This window comes from Nocardia sp. NBC_00565, assembly GCF_036345915.1.
GTDB lineage: Bacteria > Actinomycetota > Actinomycetes > Mycobacteriales > Mycobacteriaceae > Nocardia.
In genome coordinates, this window is record NZ_CP107785.1 from 3,530,804 (window position 1) to 3,547,681 (window position 16,878).

At 64.3% G+C, this 16,878-nt stretch carries 16 protein-coding genes and 2 pseudogenes; 7 read left to right on the forward strand and 11 right to left on the reverse strand.

What is annotated here, in order from left to right:
- Window positions 1–43: 43 nt before the first annotated feature.
- The 6 genes from OG874_RS16825 to OG874_RS16850 form a co-directional block, all read right to left on the reverse strand.
- Complete coding sequence (locus tag OG874_RS16825) at window positions 44–610, reverse strand: flavin reductase family protein (protein ID WP_330256076.1); 567 nt, start codon at window positions 608–610, stop codon at window positions 44–46.
- Window positions 611–642: 32 nt separating this feature from the next.
- Complete coding sequence (locus OG874_RS16830) at window positions 643–1,248, reverse strand: hypothetical protein (RefSeq protein ID WP_330256077.1); 606 nt, start codon at window positions 1,246–1,248, stop codon at window positions 643–645.
- 69 nt (window positions 1,249–1,317) lie between these two features.
- A complete protein-coding gene (locus OG874_RS16835) occupies window positions 1,318–2,820 on the reverse strand; it encodes an aldehyde dehydrogenase family protein (protein WP_330256078.1) in 1,503 nt (500 codons plus the stop codon).
- Between the two features lie 49 nt (window positions 2,821–2,869).
- Window positions 2,870–4,435 (reverse strand): acyl-CoA synthetase, encoded by a 1,566-nt coding sequence (locus OG874_RS16840; protein ID WP_330256079.1) that lies wholly within the window; start codon window positions 4,433–4,435, stop codon window positions 2,870–2,872.
- Between the two features lies 1 nt (window position 4,436).
- Window positions 4,437–4,940 carry a ketosteroid isomerase-related protein gene (locus OG874_RS16845; RefSeq protein ID WP_330256080.1) on the reverse strand — a complete coding sequence of 168 codons (504 nt, stop codon included), beginning with the start codon at window positions 4,938–4,940 and terminating at the stop codon, window positions 4,437–4,439.
- Between the two features lie 32 nt (window positions 4,941–4,972).
- Complete coding sequence (locus OG874_RS16850; protein WP_330256081.1) at window positions 4,973–5,425, reverse strand: ketosteroid isomerase-related protein; 453 nt, start codon at window positions 5,423–5,425, stop codon at window positions 4,973–4,975.
- 262 nt (window positions 5,426–5,687) lie between these two features.
- Here OG874_RS16850 and OG874_RS16855 point away from each other — a divergent pair, with 262 nt between their 5' ends.
- The 6 genes and pseudogenes from OG874_RS16855 to OG874_RS16880 form a co-directional block, all read left to right on the forward strand.
- Window positions 5,688–6,209: a MarR family winged helix-turn-helix transcriptional regulator gene (locus OG874_RS16855; RefSeq protein ID WP_330256082.1), complete on the forward strand. Its 522-nt coding sequence runs from the start codon at window positions 5,688–5,690 to the stop codon at window positions 6,207–6,209.
- 195 nt (window positions 6,210–6,404) lie between these two features.
- Entirely contained in the window at window positions 6,405–6,818 is a 414-nt protein-coding gene (locus tag OG874_RS16860; protein ID WP_330256083.1) for an SCP2 sterol-binding domain-containing protein, read from the forward strand.
- 46 nt (window positions 6,819–6,864) lie between these two features.
- Window positions 6,865–8,103, forward strand: coding sequence for an acyl-CoA dehydrogenase family protein (locus OG874_RS16865; protein ID WP_330256084.1), 1,239 nt, complete (start codon window positions 6,865–6,867; stop codon window positions 8,101–8,103).
- Window positions 8,104–8,542: 439 nt separating this feature from the next.
- Window positions 8,543–9,313 (forward strand): annotated as a pseudogene (locus tag OG874_RS16870) (IS30 family transposase); the annotation flags it as partial.
- A gap of 569 nt (window positions 9,314–9,882) precedes the next feature.
- Window positions 9,883–11,364, forward strand: a complete 1,482-nt coding sequence (gene ltrA, locus OG874_RS16875) for a group II intron reverse transcriptase/maturase (RefSeq protein ID WP_330256086.1) — start codon at window positions 9,883–9,885, stop codon at window positions 11,362–11,364.
- Window positions 11,365–11,497: 133 nt separating this feature from the next.
- Window positions 11,498–11,917, forward strand: a pseudogene (locus OG874_RS16880) (IS30 family transposase); the annotation flags it as partial.
- 227 nt (window positions 11,918–12,144) lie between these two features.
- Here the strand turns inward: OG874_RS16880 and OG874_RS16885 are convergent.
- Genes OG874_RS16885 through OG874_RS16905 form a run of 5 tightly spaced genes read right to left on the reverse strand, consistent with a single transcriptional unit; the run spans window position 12,145 to window position 15,592 of the window.
- Window positions 12,145–13,146 carry an ABC transporter ATP-binding protein gene (locus OG874_RS16885; RefSeq protein ID WP_330256087.1) on the reverse strand — a complete coding sequence of 334 codons (1,002 nt, stop codon included), beginning with the start codon at window positions 13,144–13,146 and terminating at the stop codon, window positions 12,145–12,147.
- Between the two features lie 55 nt (window positions 13,147–13,201).
- Window positions 13,202–13,909 (reverse strand): hypothetical protein, encoded by a 708-nt coding sequence (locus tag OG874_RS16890; protein WP_330256088.1) that lies wholly within the window; start codon window positions 13,907–13,909, stop codon window positions 13,202–13,204.
- Window positions 13,906–14,424: a hypothetical protein gene (locus OG874_RS16895; protein WP_330256089.1), complete on the reverse strand. Its 519-nt coding sequence runs from the start codon at window positions 14,422–14,424 to the stop codon at window positions 13,906–13,908. The genes OG874_RS16890 and OG874_RS16895 overlap by 4 nt, the downstream gene beginning before the upstream one ends.
- Entirely contained in the window at window positions 14,421–14,927 is a 507-nt protein-coding gene (locus OG874_RS16900; protein WP_330256090.1) for a hypothetical protein, read from the reverse strand. The genes OG874_RS16895 and OG874_RS16900 overlap by 4 nt, the downstream gene beginning before the upstream one ends.
- A complete protein-coding gene (locus OG874_RS16905; RefSeq protein ID WP_330256091.1) occupies window positions 14,924–15,592 on the reverse strand; it encodes a hypothetical protein in 669 nt (222 codons plus the stop codon). Before OG874_RS16905 ends, OG874_RS16900 begins: the two co-directional genes overlap by 4 nt.
- Window positions 15,593–15,702: 110 nt before the next feature.
- Between OG874_RS16905 and OG874_RS16910 the strand changes: the two genes are divergently transcribed.
- Window positions 15,703–16,854, forward strand: a complete 1,152-nt coding sequence (locus tag OG874_RS16910; protein ID WP_330256092.1) for an RNA-guided endonuclease InsQ/TnpB family protein — start codon at window positions 15,703–15,705, stop codon at window positions 16,852–16,854.
- Window positions 16,855–16,878 lie beyond the last annotated feature (24 nt).

The window sequence follows — 16,878 nt, forward strand, 5'->3', positions numbered from 1 at the left end:
GTCAGCATACCGCGATACCCGGCCCGAGCGGGCCGATCGCGGCCTACGCCGTCGATCGCTCATCGAGCGGGGCCGCGGCAACATACGCGCCCTTGTGATACAGCAGTGGCGCATGTGATCGATCGCCGTCCTCATCCCAGTACACACGCATCACCCGGCAGATCGCCAGCACCGAGTCACCGGCCGGAATCAGCTGCGACACCTCGCTGTGAATCCAGGTCGGCGTGCCATGCAGCACCGGTTCACCGGTATCGAGCGGCGACCAGAGCGATTCGTCGGCGAATCGGTGCTCGGCACTGCGCGAAAACCGTTGCGCGAGCGGCAACTGGTGCGCGCCGAGCAGGTGGACCACCACCGATTCGGCCGCCTGCAACGCGTCGATGCTCGATGAAGTGCAGGTGATGTTGAACGATACCAGCGGCGGATCGAGGGACAGCGAGGCGAACGAGGTCGCGGTGAAACCAACCGGCCCGCCGCGCGAATTGAGCGTGACGATGGTGACGCCCGCCGGATGACGCCGCAGTGCCGCGCGGTATTCGATGGCGCTGACACTGTGGAACCTGTTCGGGCGAGCCGACAACTCGCCGGTGTTCTCGATCGAGCTCGACATCGATTCCTCCTTGAAATATCCGATCCGATGATCTAGGCCGACCGGCGCTCACCAGCGGTGTGCAGGTCGGTGGCGCACTGCCGCAGCCCCCGGCGCCGGACGTATTCGACTTGTTCTCGCGCCATCCGGACGCCGATGGACTCCAGCCATGGCAGGGTCTCGAAGGCGATGTGCCCCAGCACCTCTGGGAGTTCCAGCGGTAGCAGCGTGACGCCGTCGGCGACGTGGACCGCGTGGATGTCGGCGATCAACCCGGCCAGTCCCGTGGGGGTCCCGACGTAGTGGATCGATCTGGGCACCCACGGGATGTCGAGCATTTCGTCCAACCGTGCCATGCGCTGACGCGCGCCGGGGGCGTCAGCAGCGATGATCACCTCGATGTCGACGAGCACGCTGATGCCCGCCGGGTCGCGGCCCGCTACGGCCGCGGCCGATTTGATCCGCGCGGTCTGCTGTTGGGCGGCGCGGAGATCGGCGGCCTGGATGCGAATGAGCGCTGCCTCGGCGGGCTCGGTCACCTCGACCCACACATCAGAGTCCGCCGCCGTGCCGATGGCCGCGGCCGGGTGGTGGCCCGAGCCGGACAGTTCGATCGCGATTCGCGGCGCGGGCTTGGATCCGATACCGAAGCGGGACATGTGATTTCCTTCCTGGCCGCCGTCGCGCGGCAAGCGGTCGAGCCGCTGCCGCGCGACGGATGGCAGCGGCTAGGCGACCGGATCGATGACGATCGCGAACGCCTTGTTCTCGATTCCGCCCGACCGGTCGAGCGAGATGAACTTCTGCTCGGTGTACTCGTCGAGCGCGTCCGGACCGCCTTCGCGCCCCAGACCGCTCTCCTTGTAACCACCGAAGGGGTAGGCGGGATGGATGACATGCCAGTCGTTCACCCACACCATGCCCGCGTCGAGCTGGCGTGCCACCTCGAGCGCGCGGCTCTCTTCGCCCCACACACCGGCCGACAGGCCGTAGCTGGAGTCGTTGGCGATCTTGATGGCCTCGTCCACCGAGTCGTAGGTCAGCACGGTCAGGACCGGACCGAAGACCTCTTCACGAGCGATGCGCATGTCGTTGGTGACGTCGACGAAAATTGTGGGCTCGACCCAATAGCCCTTGTCGAACTCACCACCCACCGGCACCCCGCCGCCCAGCACCGCGGTCGCGCCTTCTTCCGCGGCGATCCGGAAGTAGTCGACGATGCGGTCACGCTGCACCCGGGAGGCGATCGGACCGATATTGGTCGCCGGATCGAGCGGGTTGCCCAGCCGCAACGTCGAGGCGCGCGCGACCAGCCGGGTCACGATCTCGTCGCGCTTGCTCGCCGGGATCAGCAGCCGGGTACCAGCCTCGCAGGCCTGCCCGTTGTTGGCCATCGACGCGAACAGCGCCCCGTCCACCGCCATCTCGAGATCGGCGTCGTCGAGCACGATGTTGGCGCCCTTGCCTCCTAGTTCGAGGGTGACCCGCCGAATGGTCTGGGCCGACTGGCGCAGGATGCTCTTGCCGACGACGGTGGAACCAGTGAAGGCCACCTTGCGGACATCGGGGTGTCCGCTCAGATAGGCGCCGACCGGGTCACCGTCGCCGGTGATGACGTTCAGTACGCCCGCGGGCAGTCCGGCGGCCTCGAACTCCTTCGCCAATTCGAGGGCCAGCAGCGGCGCGTGCTCATCGGGCTTGAGCACTACCGTATTTCCGGCCGCCAGGGCGGGCGCGATCTTCCAGACCGTTGTCAGGAGCGGGATGTTCCACGGCACGATGGCCGCCACCACGCCGAGCGGTTCGCGCCGGACGATGCCGACCGCCGGAATCGGACCGATCTCGGGTCCGTTGGTCTCCCACTCGTAGTTCTCCGCGAGCGAGGCCAGGTACTGCATCTGCGCCACCGACAGACCGACGTGCAGCGCGCCGGTGATCCGGATGGTCGCGCCGTTTTCCTGGGTCTGCAGCACGGCGAGTTCGTCGACCCGACCGGCCAGGCGGGTGGCGACCTCGTTCAGCAGTGCGGCGCGTTCGGCGGGCGAGGTGCGCCGCCAGCTGCCCTCCTCGTGCGCGGCCTTGGCGGCGGCCACCGCGAGATCGACCTCGGTAATGCCGCCCTTGGCAACCGTGGCCACCAGCTCTTCGGTTGCGGGACTGCGAATTTCATAGGCATCGGCGGTGTCGATCCATTTGCCGTCGATGAACATCGAATAGTGTGGGGTAGTCATCGGTTGCTCCTCATGTGATGTGAACCGTCGGGATGCGGATGCGGCCGCCTCATCCGATCTGCCGTTCTCGCCCTTGCCAATACGGTGCGCGGATCGATTTCTTGTCGACCTTGCCCGCCGGATTCACCGGCACGCTGTCGACGAATTCGATCGACTTCGGGGCGGGGACGCTGCCGAGCGCGGCCTTGACGTGGTCGATCAGTTCGCGCTCGGATACCGCCGCGCCCGGTTTGGTGACCACGACGGCGTGTACGGCCTCGCCCCACTTCTGGTGTGGCACACCGATAACCGCCGATTGCGCCACCGTGGGATGGGTCGACAACACGTCCTCGACCTGGCGCGGGAAGACATTGAAGCCGCCGCTGACGACCATGTCCTTCTTGCGGTCGACGATGTAGAGGAAGCCGTCCTCGTCGAGGCGGCCGATATCACCGGTATGCACCCAGCCGTCGCGCAGCGCCTCGTGATTGCGGGCGGAATCCAAGTAGCCGAGCATCTGGCCCAGTTGTTTCGAACAGACCTCACCCACCTCGCCGACGCGGAGCGGTCGATCATCCTCGTCCTGAATCGTCACCCGCACCTGGAACATCGGCCGACCAGCGGAGGCCAGGCGCTTGATCCAGGTGGCGTCGTCGACGCGGTGCTCGTTCTTGCGCAGGCACGAGATGTATCCCGGCTCGGTGCCCGCATAGGTCTGGATGAAGATCGGGCCGAGCGCGTCCAACGCCTCGCGCAGTCGTTCCGGCGCGATCGGCGCACCGGCGTAGATCATCGTCTGTAGTGACGACAGGTCGTATTCGGTGCGGAGCGGATGATCCAGCAGCAGGTAGATGATGGTCGGGACGACCGCGGTCGCCGTCACACCGTGGCGTTCGATATTGGCCAGCAGACCGTCGACATCCAGGCCCGGCAGCATGACGTTCGTGCCGCCGCGCACGAACGTCGGCATCACGAAGATCTGTGTGAAGTGCGTCAACGGCGCGCCGTGTGCGAACACCTCGCCGAAGCGGATGTCGCCGATCTCCAATCCGGCCGAGATGCTGTACTGCGCCCAGGTGAAGTGCGAGTTCACCACACCCTTGGGCTCGCCGGTGCTGCCCGAGGTGAACAGCACGTACGCCTCGTCGTCCTCGGACAGCTCGATCTGCGGACGGGTGATCGGCAGACCGCTGAAGAGGTCCCGGTAGTCGAGTGCGTCGTTGGGATTCGACTCGGCGCTGCCGCCGAGCCGGATCAGGTTCTGCAGCTTCGGTAGCGTGTCCCGGATCTCGGCGACGGCATCGTCGAACTGCGCGTGATAGATCAATGTGGTGGCGTCGGTCTGTGCCAGATTCGATCGGAACCCCTCTGCCGCGGACCGCGTCGGCAGTTGCACGAGTACGCCGCCGGCCGCCCAGATGCCGTGCTGGGTCGGGATGAACTCCAGACAGTTCGGCAGCAGCAGTCCAACGCGCTCACCCTTCTGCACACCGAGGGCGAGCAGGCCGTTGGCGATTCTGTTTCGCCATTCCCCGAGCTCCCGGTAGGTGATCGACCGTTTACCGTCGATGATCGCGACAGATGCGGAGTAGTAAGTGCACGCCCGATCCAGGACGTCCGGCAACGTACCCCACATATCAGGAACCGACGAGAGCGGACGGATCGAAGCCTTCGACCCAGTATTCGGGGGTGATGATCGGAACGCCGAGCTCCTGCAGGACGGGAGTGTCGTTCCAGTAGGTGGTCTCCCTGGTGATCTTCCCGCCGGCGTCGAGCTGGTGCCAGGTAATGCCCTCGGTGGTCAGCGTCTTGCCCCGGGTCGGAACGCCGCGGTAGGTGTCCAGGCCCGTGCCGGTCCAGTTCCAGCGGAGCACGACCGCCGGGTTGCCGCCGGTGCCCGCCAGCGCGAAGCTCTCGAAGACATCGAAGCGGTGGGTGCCGACGCCATTGGTCGAATCGGTGTTCGCGAACGGGGAAAGCCGCGGGGCGAGTTCGTCCTTGGTGATCGCCGTGGACAGGACGTGGTCGCGGTCCGCATGATCGTCGTACACCAGGTCATCGGCGTACAGATCGAGTGCGGCCGCGGTGTCCGTGGTCAGCGCCGTGGTCCAGCGGCGAGCGTGTTCTTCGTGCGTGCTCATGGTGTTCGAATTCCCTTCGGAGAGTGCGCTGTTCAGACGAGGGCGGCCGATTTGGTGACCGATCGCGGTTCGATCGGCTGGCCGAGTTCGGCGACCGCGGTGGCGACATCCCACAGGCTCGCCTCTTTGACGATGAGCCCGTCTTCGTTGTAGACGTGGAAGGTGATGCCACGGCTGCCCGGCACTTTTCCGTTGGCCGGTACGCCGACGAATGCCGTCGCCGTCGGCGCTTCCCAGGTCCACCGGTAAATCGCCGACTTCTCGTCGCCGACGACCTCATCGATGCGGAAGTTGTTGATGCCGATGCCGTTCTCGGTGTCCTTGTTCGCATACGGCGCGAACACACGCAGCAGATCGTCCTTGTTCGTGATCGACTGGCCGAGAATGGGGTCCTCGAAAAGGAATTCATCGGCATAGAGCGCCACAACAGCCTCGGGGCTCTCGCGGAATGCTTTCAGCCACTTGACGGCAAAGAAATGACTCATGGAAGTTCGCTCTCCCTCGGTTCGTCAGGTACGCATTCAAGGTATTGCGGGGCACTCGGGCGATCGACCTCCTCTCGGAGGAAAACCACTGCTCTAAGGGGGGATACCGACCCACCACCCCCGCCCCGGCCGCAGGTCAGCGGGCGAACCGGTCACCGGCTCCGGTTTTTCGCCGGCGTCGGTGCGCTGGGGGCACCAGGTGCCACGGCATGCGGCGGCGCCCGCCGATAGACTCCGTCACCATGTGCGAAGGAGGAGGATCGTGACGAAGCGCGACTCGACGGAGCCGACGCTCGATTCCGATCCCATCGAATTCGTCCGGCAGAACTGGGCGAAGGCAGGCCAGCGACAGACGGAGCAATTCGCCGCGGCCATTTCGATATTTCGCATGCACCAGCTGATCTCCGCGGAATTCGGGCGCACACTGAAGCCGTACCGCATCAATCGCACGGCCTACCACGTGATGTCGGCGCTGTTCATGTCCGCCGAAATGACCCGGCCGCTCGGGCAACTCGGCAAGAACGTGATGGTGCATCCCGCGACCCTGACGCTCATCATCGATCAGCTCGAAACCCGCGGACTTGTGCGACGCTCCCCGCACCCCACCGACCGGCGAACCACCCTCGCGACGCTGACCGAGGCGGGCGCCCACCTGGTCGGCGAGGCCTCCGCCGCACTGGCCGACGCGAACTTCGGCTTGGCCGAAACCACCGACGACGACGCGCGCAAGCTCAACGATTCGCTGCGGCGTGCGCGGAAGTCCCTCGACGACACAATCGAGTAGTACGCGCCGTTTCTCCCCCTTCGTTGGTGCTAAATCCCTCTTCCGAGAGGTGTGGGCCCGGTGTCCCGGTTGCCAGACTGAGCTGCGACACGCACCGGAAGCAAAGGGTCGTTCTATGAGTGAGCGCAGCGAGCGAACAATCAACACAGCCACATATGTGGTCATGCCGGAGCCGAGCGACAGCGAGGCGCAGGCATGAGCACATTCGCCAATGCCGACGAGGTCTACACCTACATCGGCGGAATCTTCGACATCGCCACCAAAGAAAAGTCTTTTATCGATGCGACAGCGGGCACCGGGCTCGTCGTGAAATTGATCCAGACTGATCCGGACGCGGTGATCGTTATCGATTTCCCCGGGCAGAAGGTCACCACCGGAGACGCCGCGCAGAGCATGGATTCCACTGTGCAACTGCGGATGTCGTCGGATAACAGCAACCGATTCTGGCAGGGGAAGCTCAACTTCACGCTGGCGATGGCGCAGCGGAAGGTCAAGCTCGACGGCAAGCGTTCGGTGGCGCTGAAACTTCTTCCGCTCACCGCCGGATTGTTCGATGTCTACAAGAAGCTGCTCGTCGACAGCGGCCGCGAAGATCTGCTGATCCGCTGAAACGCAGTTGCCCCCAATACTTCTCACACAGAATCAAGGAGCAGACATGCTTGATCCCGACCTGACCGATGAAGACTTCCAGCCGTATTTCGAGAAGGCACAGGACGTTTCGAAGTTCTTTCGCGAAATAGGTCCGAAGTACGACACGGAAAACACCTTCGCGTACCCCTCGATCGAGGTGTTCAAGAAGTCCGGGCTCGGCGCGCTCCCCGTGCCGAGGGCCTTCGGTGGTCCGGGCGGCAGCCTGCTGCACACCTCGAAGGTGGTCAGCGAACTGTCCAAGGGCGATTCCGCGATCACCCTGGCCTACAACATGCACTACATCATGGTCGGCATCGCCGGCAGCCTGATGAGCGAGGAGCAGAACAAGTACTGGCTGGGTCGGGTCGCCGACGGCGATCTCATGTTCGGTCCGTTCTCCGAGCAGCGCGCGGGATTCAGCGGCCTGGCCGATATGAAGGCGGTGCCGCAACCCGGGGGCGGCTGGCGGCTCTACGGCAAGAAGACCTGGGGCACCCTGTGTGAGGCCGCGGACATCATCACCACCAACGCGACCATTACCGACGCCGAGGGCAATCTGCCCGAGGACTTCCAGGAGCGGGTCAACGCCGAAAGCTTCTTCATCGGCGAATTCAAGGTCGACGAGAACGGCCAGGGCGACGGCATCCGGATCGAAAAGACCTGGGACGCGCTGGGCATGCACGCCACCGGCACGCAGACCATCCACTTCGAGGGCTACTACGTGCCCGAGGACGGTTTCATCTGCGAATGGCGCTCCGGCGCGTTCGGTGTGCTGGAGTGGGCCTCGCTGATGTTCGCCAGCATCTATCTCGGCATGCAGTACCGCGTGCTCGAGGAGGCCCGGGCAGTGCTGTCGAAGAAGACTCTCGGCGCCACCTTCGGCGCGGTCGTCGCGGCGGACACCAAGGTCGCCAACGTCGGTCACATCATCGATGGCATCGGCGATATGGCCTCGCGCGTCGAGGTCTCCCGGCGGGTGCTCTACCAAACCTGCCAGGAGCTCATCGACGGCAAGGACGACGACTGGCCCATCGAACTGCGCTTCCCCTACATCGGCCTGGCCAAAACCTTCATCGCCGACAACGTCCTGCACATGACCCGCCACGCGATGAGCCTGGTCGGCGGCTCGTCCTTCCGTAAGGGCACGATCTTCGAACGCCTCTACCGCGACTCCGCCGCCTCCATGTTCCAACCCCTCAACGGCGACCAGTCCCGCACCTACATCGGCGAATACCTGCTCCAGCCGGAAGAGCTCAACGACTGACCCGGGTCGATCACACCAAAGGAACCCCCGGCCTAGATCTTGGGTTCACGCGATCGTCGCAACACTCTCGATTTGAGAGGTTGCGGCGATCGTGTCGTTTCAGGAGGATTTGGCCCGGTTCGGTGACCAGTTGGCGCGGCTGGTGGATTCCGGTGTGCCGGTGAAGGATGCGGCGTTGGCGCTGGGGATGACCCGGCAGCGCTGTTATGCGATTTTGCGGGCGAGGGGCTGCGGTGCGGGCAAGACTCGACGGGCTCGCCGAACTGTGGATTCGCAGGTGATCCGGTCGGTGTTCGAGTCGAGCGGGTCGGTGAATCAGGCAGCCAAGGCGGCGGGGGTGTCGTATTCGGTCGCCCGCCGGATCTTGGTCGAGGCGGGACTGGTCGGTGCGGGCAAGAGGGCGCACGGCAAACCGGAGGCTAAAGCGCGGTTCCTCGAACTGGTCGAGGCCGGCTGGTCGACCGTGCGTGCTGCTCGCGAGGTCGGCGTGCATGAACGCACCGGCCAGGACTGGCGTGGTGGAGTACGCCGGGTCCACCACGGCGGCACCAACGCACGGATTCACCCCGACGGAACGGTCGTGGACTATGCGACCGGGACCCGCTACACATCTGCGGTGACCAAGATCAGCAATGGTGCGCCCGCGGCGATCAGCGACCGCTATTTGTCGCTGCGAGATCGGCTGGCGATCGCGGACGGCCTCGTGGTCGGGCAGTCGTTGACCCAGATCGCCGCCGGGATCGGCAAGCACACCTCAACGGTGTCGCGTGAGGTCCGCGCACACCGGATCGATGGGCTTTACCTGCCCTATCAGGCTGATCAAGCCGCCGCGAGCGACCGGGCACGACCGAAGCAGTCCAAACTGGTCCTCAACCACGCCTTGCGGGAGGTGGTGGGTGAGGGTTTGTCGAAGCGGTATTCGCCCGAACAGATCTCCCACCGCCTGCGCAGGGACTTCCCCGACGACGAGAGTATGCGGGTGAGCCACGAAACGATCTATCAGGCACTGTATTTTCAGGCCCGCGGCGGGCTGAAACGCGAAGTGGCCCAAGCCCTTCGGACGGGCCGGACCAGACGTATGCCACGCCGTGCACCCGATCAGCGCACCCGCCGGTTCGTCGATGAGATGATCATGATCAGCGACCGGCCCGCCCAAGTCGAAGACCGTGCGGTGCCCGGCAACTGGGAAGGTGACCTGGTGCGCCACGAGGCGCTGTTGAACCGAGTGGAGGTGAAAGACCTGCACCGTTGTGCTGTCGCAGCAGCATAACGAAGCTGGGGGCAACCCGAACCGGGAGACGCCGGGGAGGGTGGCAAGCAGCCCCGACAACGACGGGACGGACCAGTACTACCGGATGGTTCGGGTCCGGCAAGCATGAGGAGAAGGTGTACGCGAGGAACCAGTGTTCTAACGCCTCTCAAGTCTCCCGCCAGCTCCAAACCCGGTGGATTCGGGCTGGTCTGCGATGCGCACCAACACCTTCCGGCGTTGGGAACTCCGGGGTCGGTTTAGGTCGTCGGCCCCGGAGGCCACGGTGAAGGCCTGCGGCGTAGCCGTGGCGATATCGCAGGGGCATAGCTGGGCACCTCACTCCTCGAGCGGTTAGCAGTGAACGTGGGAACCACCGCGAGGCTCCCGAGTATCGGCCTCTTCCCGAGGTCTGTAGTTCGGGTTGACGCGTCGTCTGTCGATGGCCACGCGGTGGGGCGGAGGGGCCGTAGTAGTCCGAGCGAGGGAAAGCCTCGTGCATGGCGAAGGGCCCCAGCGGAATTGATGCAGTGAGCACGACACGAACGGAGGCACTGGTGAATACCGGTGAGCTGTCATGGCCCGATCCCGATCGGGCGGCATGGCGGGTACGACAGATGCAATGCAAGCTGCACCACTGGGCGGTCGAGGATTCCGGCCGCCTCTTCGATGACGTGTTCAACCTCGTCTATCACCCGGATTTCCTCACCGTCGCGTGGGGCCGGGTGCAGGGGAACAAAGGTGCCCGCTCGGCCGGTGTCGATGGGCTGGCACCGGCGTCGATCGTCGGGGATGGCGAGATCGTGGCGTTCCTGGGTCAGGTCCGAGAGCAGGTGAAGACTCGGACGTTTGCTCCACTTCCGGTGCGGGAGAGACTTATTCCCAAACCGGGTAGTAGCAAGCTCAGGCGACTCGGTATCCCCACCGCGATGGACCGCACGGTGCAGGCATCGTTGTTGCTGGTGTTGGAGCCGATCTTCGAGGCGGACTTCGAACCGGTCTCCTACGGTTTCCGCCCGAGGCGTCGCGCTCAGGACGCGATCGCCGAGATTCACGCACTCGGGACCCGAAGCTATCACTGGGTTTTCGAGGCCGACATCGCTGCGTGTTTCGACGAGCTGGCCCATCCGGCAATCATGGATCGGGTCCGCACTCGGATCGCCGATAAGCGTGTCCTGGCCCTGATCAAGGCGTTTCTGAAGGCGGGCATCATGTCCGGTGACGGGATGGTCAGGAACTCCGATACCGGCACACCCCAGGGCGGCATACTCTCACCCTTGCTGGCCAACATCGCTCTGACGGTGTTGGACGCGCATTTCGTCGCGAAATGGGAGGCCCACACGACTTCCTATCGGCGGGAGGCGCACCGCAAACGCGGCGGGGCCACCTATCGAATCGTCCGCTACGCGGACGATTTCGTGATCATGGTGGCCGGGGCCAAAGCACACGCGGACGCGTTATGGGACGAAGTCGCGCAGGTTATCGCCCCGTTGGGGCTGAACCTGTCTGTCGGGAAGTCCCGGGTATGTCATCTCGACGAGGGGTTCGATTTCCTCGGGTTCCGCATCCAACGGCGCCGGAGGAAGGGAACCACCAAGATGAGCGTTTACACCTATCCGTCGAAGAAGGCGTTACTTTCAATCACGGCAAAGGTGCGGGCACTCACGAAGAAGGCACGTCATCATGGCCTCGCTGACCTGCTCGGACGCCTCAACCCGGTGCTCCGAGGATGGTGTGCGTATTTTCGCCACGGTGTGTCGAAAGCGACGTTCGGGTATCTCGATTCCTTCGCCTGGCATCGAATCACCCAATGGTTGCTCAAGCGACACAAGCGAATCACGTGGGCGGAACTCTATCGGCGTTTCCTGACCGGCAGGCCAGGAAACCGTCCGGCAGTGGACGGGATCATCATGTTCGACACCACCACCGTCGCGGTCACCCGCTATCGGTGGCGAGCGAACAACATCCCCACACCCTGGTCCAGCACCGCGGGGGCCGCGGTTCCCGCATAGCAGTGGCAGTCCGTGGAGCGCCGGATGCGATGAGAGTCGCACGTCCGGTGCGGAGGGCGGGCCGGGGAAACGGACCAGGAGCAATCCTGGCACCGCGCCCCGGTCCGACCCCTACATCACCGGCGAACACAACAAGACCGCGATCGCCACCCTGGTCGAACGCAGCACCCGCTACACCATGCTGGTCCACCTGCCCGACAGCCACGATGCCGAATCGGTGCGCGACGGTCTCATCAAGACGATCTCGACGCTGCCTGCGCATCTGCGTGGGTCGCTGACCTGGGACCAGGGCAGCGAAATGGCTCGGCACAAACAGTTCTCGATGGCCACCGACATGGCTGTCTACTTCTGCGACCCTGCCAGCCCATGGCAGCGCGGCACCAACGAAAACACCAACGGTCTACTACGCCAGTACTTTCCGAAGGGCACCGACCTGAGTGTCTACGGACCCGAAGACCTCGAACACGTCGCACAGGAACTCAACGGACGACCACGCAAAACGCTCGGCTGGGATACCCCAGCCGAGCGCTTACGTGATCTACTCACCGCCTAACACCAGCAGTGTTGCGACGACCCCTAGAAACCAAGGATCTCTTGGGCCGGGGGTTCCTTTGCAGTCTCGCCATCGAGGTGGAATCGGGCACCCCCGACGGGGGGTCCCCGACCTGGCTAAGCCGGCGGCAGATGGCCTCGGATGAGCAGCCAGGCTATTGCGGAGACCAGGCTTTGGATGGGGTCTACAAGGTCGATTGTCATGGGGTCCTTGCTCGGAATCGGTTGTCAGGCAGAGAGTTCTACGGGTTCGGGGTCGAGGAACTCTTCGATCGCGACCTGGGCGTTGCGGGGCAGGGTGTGCAAGATTTGGCGGACGCGTTCCTGGCGGCGGACAGCGGCCTGGCGGAAGGGCATGCCAGGGGTCGGCTGCATCTGGGGGATGATGCCGTCGATGTCCTCGACTCCGCCGACATGGTGGCCCGCGTCGACCAGGGCCTGTTCGTGGGCCATCTGGGCCTCGTCCTTTTCCTCGCTCATGCCGATCGGGCCGATCATGCGGCCGTTGAGGAATTGGCGGACCACGGGTTCGTCGCTGGTGAGCAGCACTTCGCGGGGGCCGAACATGACCAGCTCGCGGCGGAACAGCATGCCGATATTGTCGGGCACCGTGCGGGCCAGGTTGATGTTGTGCGTGACGATGAGGAACGTCGCGTCGATCTGGGCATTGATGTCGAGGAACAATTGGCTGATGTAGCTGGTGCGGACCGGGTCGAGGCCGGAGTCCGGCTCGTCGACCAGGATGATCTGCGGGTCGAGCACGAGTGCACGAGCCAGGCCGGCCCGCTTGCGCATACCGCCCGAAATCTCGCCGGGCAGTTTGGCTTCCGCGCCGGTGAGGCCGACGAGATCGAGTTTGTCCATGACGATCTTGCGGATCTCGGACTCGGATTTCTTGGTGTGCTCACGCAGCGGGAAAGCGGTGTTGTCGAACAGATTCATCGAGCCGAACAGCGCACCGTCCTGGAACAGCACGCCGAACAGCTTGCGGATCTCGTAGAGTTCCTTCTCCGAGCACTGCAGGATGTCGGTCCCGTCCACCAGGATCGAGCCGTACTCGGGACGCAGCAGGCCGATCAGCGATTTGAGGAACACCGACTTTCCGGTACCCGAGGGCCCGAGCAGCACACTGACCTCGCCCGCAGGCAGCGTCAGCGATACATCACGCCAAATCATCTGGGAACCGAACGATTTCGTCAGTCCTTCGACACGGACTTCGACACCACTCATGATGAACTTCTCCTTCTTCCGAACTCGATAGGGTTGGGCGCACCGAACTTCGTTGTCAGAACAGCGGGTCGAATCGATTGACGAGCCAGCTGCCGTCGACCTTCATCAGCCCGACACGCAGCGCGTTCTGTGACTGCGACGGCGCGGGATTGCCTGCGACAGTGGTGGTCTGGTTGATGTAGACGATGACGGTCGCCTGATCCCTGGACGCCGATTCGACCGCGGCACCCGCGGGTGTCGCCTGCATGGTGACCCGCTTCTCCTTGGCAGTCGGGCCGACAACTGTATTCGCCAACTTCGCGTAGGTGTCCAGAAAGTCACCGGTCAGCCTGGCCTGGGCCGCCACCAGATCCTGGTCGACGGTTTCCGGCTGATAGGACAGGATCGCTACGGCAGCCTCGGTCGCCGTCTGTGCGACAGTCCCCCGAGCCGACTCGAGTTCCCGGTCGGCCGGACGCTGCATCAGCAGTTGCAGCGAAACCAGCGCGGCCAGTGCGAGAATCGGCGGTGCCACAGCGAACAGCGTGCGCCGGCTCGCGCTCGCCGTCGCATCGGTAGGCCGTCGGCGTCGCACGGCGTTGCGCATCACATGCCCCGCCGCTGCCACGATGACCAGGCCGCACACGACCTCCATCCAGAGGGGATAGCCCAGCATCGATGTGATGGCGAAGGTAACAGCAGCGACAATAGCCGGGGGCAGCAGATCGACTGCGACAGTGATGATTCCGCGTGGCGAGAGCACGGCCGATTGCTTGGTGATCATGGTACGAACCCCACCTTCGAGAGCTTGAATTTCCCGCCGACCTCGGTGACGTCGACACGGATCTGGTACTGCTTCGGCTCGAGTCGCACCCGGGTATCGTCGGGTTGCGGTGTGGCACCGGCCGATACCGGCACCGATGCCTCCGACGTCGCGGCGACGAGTACGGTAGCGCTGCCGTCATCATTGCGCCGTTCGATACCCGCGGCGATACCCCGGCCGGTGATGACTCCGCCCGACGCCTGCATGGTGTCGAGGACCGAACGCTTGCGGGCCTCGAATTCGTCGTGCCATGTACCCGTCGCATTCGCCAGGACCCGGTCCACATAGCCTCCGGCGTCACCGGAGTTGGTCGAAATCAGCTCCGCCACAGCGTCCATCGAGAAATGCAGCAGCTGATCGTCGTTGGCGCTGTCCCGAGTGACGGTGTGGTGCTCGGCCATCGACCAGCCACCGACGCCGAGGCCCCCGACAGCGATCGCCGCGAGCAGGGCAAGGATCACGCGAAATACGCTCATAGCGGCTCCATCGTCGCGATCAACCACTGATCGCCGGTCTTCTCGACGCGCACCCGCACACTGCTGACCAGGTAGGTCGGATCCGGTTTCGCGTTGTTGGTTGTGACGCCGCGCAGGAATACCAGCGCCACGCCGGAATCGGGACCAGCGGATATGACCGAGCTGCCACTGACCTCCCAGCGGGCCGCGACATGCGACTGCGCGGCCTGCGGAATGATGGTGTCGGCGGCCAGTTTCGAATACGAGGCCAGGAATTCACCGGTGAGGTGCGTCTTGGCCTGCTGGACGTCCGCGTCGACCGTGTCGGCCTTGTATGTCAGTACGCCAGCGGTCAGCTTTCCGGCCTGCTCGGCGACCACACCGCGGACATCCGCGGTGCGCTCATCGGCCACTGTGTAGTGGAAATACGACACGGCCGCGAAGGCGAGGGCCGCAACAGCCAGCAGTGCAACAGCACCCAGCGTCCGTGTGCGCCGATCGAGGAAGTCCAGCGCCTTCCTCATGGCACGACCTCGACCTTGGACAACTTGTACCTGCCGTCGATTTCGACGATCTCGACGCGCAGACGCCAGGTTCGGGGATCATCCTTGGCACCGGCCGCATTGGTCACCTTCGATACCGCCGAGACGAGGACCGTCGTACTGCCGTCGCCGTTGTGCCGTTCGATTCCGGCACCGAGGATTTCACCGACGGATTCGGTTTTGGACTCGCTGATCGCACCGACGAAACGATCCTTCGTGCCCTGGAATTCGGTAAGCCATTGTCCAGTAGCGTCTTTCGCGATGCGGTCGGCGCTGCCGCCCGGGTCCTTGACGCTCGGCGAGATGAGGTTGACCACCTCCTGCCGGACGGCGCCGAGAAGCGCGAGATCTCGATCGCCCGCCGCGTCGCTGTCGCGGTGGGCCGCGGCCAGCAGAGTGGCGGACACCGCCAGTGTGACCAGTACGAGTACCGACAGCGCCGCGATCAGCAGCGCCGCACGGGGTCGCTTGCTTGCTCGCGCCCCATCGGAATCCTTTGTGTCGACCGACTTTTCGCCGACATCGTCCTCGGCGGCCAACTCTTGGACGTCCGGCTCATCGGCGGCCGACTGTTGGACGTCCGGCTCCGCGGAGACCAGGTCGTCGATATCCGGCTCAGCGACTTCGTAGACAGTTCGATGTGTCATCGGGTGTTTGGCGCGGACACTCCTTCGTTCACGGGGGAGAGGAAGCGCCATCCTCCTTCCAGTGGTTGGGTTGCAAGGATGTGTCGGTGGTGTCGGTTAGATTGCCGGGTATGACCGAGGTGGTGCGTTACAGCTACCGACTGCGCCCCGGCGTGCAGGCGGAGCGGGCGTTGGTCGCTGAGTGGGATCGGTGCCGGTTTCTGTGGAATGAGGCTGTGCATCAACAGAAGTCGGGTGGGCGTGTCACCTTCTCCAAACTCGGGAAGTTGCTGACCGAAGCGCGTGCCCGGACCGCGTGGTTGCGCGACGGGTCCCAAGTCGCCCAGCAGCAAACCCTGCGCACCTACGCCCGAGCCCTCGACCAGTCGTTCAAGGTCAACCGGCGCGGCAGACCGAGGTTCAAAGCACGGAAGAAGGCATTGCCGTCGCTGGAATACACCGTGCGCGGGTTCAGCATCCGTGAAGGCAGGCTGCTCCTCCCGAAAGGGGTGAGTATCCCGGTGGTGTGGGCGCGAGAATTGCCGTCCGATCCGACGTCTGTGCGGATCACCCGCGACAGTTTGGGGCACTGGTATGCCTCGTTCGTCGTCCGCCGGGAGGTGGAAACAGTGCCGGTGGCAGCGGGTGGTGTCGGTATCGATTGGGGTGTGAGTACCACGGCCACGACGACCGACCCCGAGTTCGACTTGCCTTTTTTGGGGCACCGGAAGCGGTGTGCGGCGGAGCTGGGGAAAGCGCAACGCCGTATGGCGCGGCGGTACAGCGGTAAGCGTGGCCCGCAGTCGCGCGGTTACCAGCGGGCCGCCCGGCAGGTGGCGAAGCTGCATAAGAAAGCGGTCCGGCAAACCCGGCATGATTCGCGGGTGTGGGCGAAACGTGTTGTGGCCGAGCATGGGTTGATCGCGGTGGAGGATTTCCGGCCGAGGTTTCTGGCGAGGTCCACGATGGCGCGTAAGGCGGCGGATGCGGCGATCGGCGCGGCGAAGCGGGAGTTGGTCGAGTGTGGCGTGCGGGCCGGCTGGAGGGTGGTGTTGGTTCAGCCCGCCTTTACGTCGATAACGTGCAGTGAGTGTTTCGCGAGAGCCAAGCGACTCGAGTTGTGCGAGAGAACTTTCCGATGTACCGAGTGTGGTTACGCTGCGGGTCGGGATCGGAATGCTGCCAGGGTGATTCTGGTTGTGGCAGAACGCGGCCACAGCAGTGTTGAGGATGTGAGACAAGCGGGTCACCTCCTTCGGGTGGGTGGTTCGGTTGCGGTCTGAGCTGTGAATCTCCTGCCTTCAGGC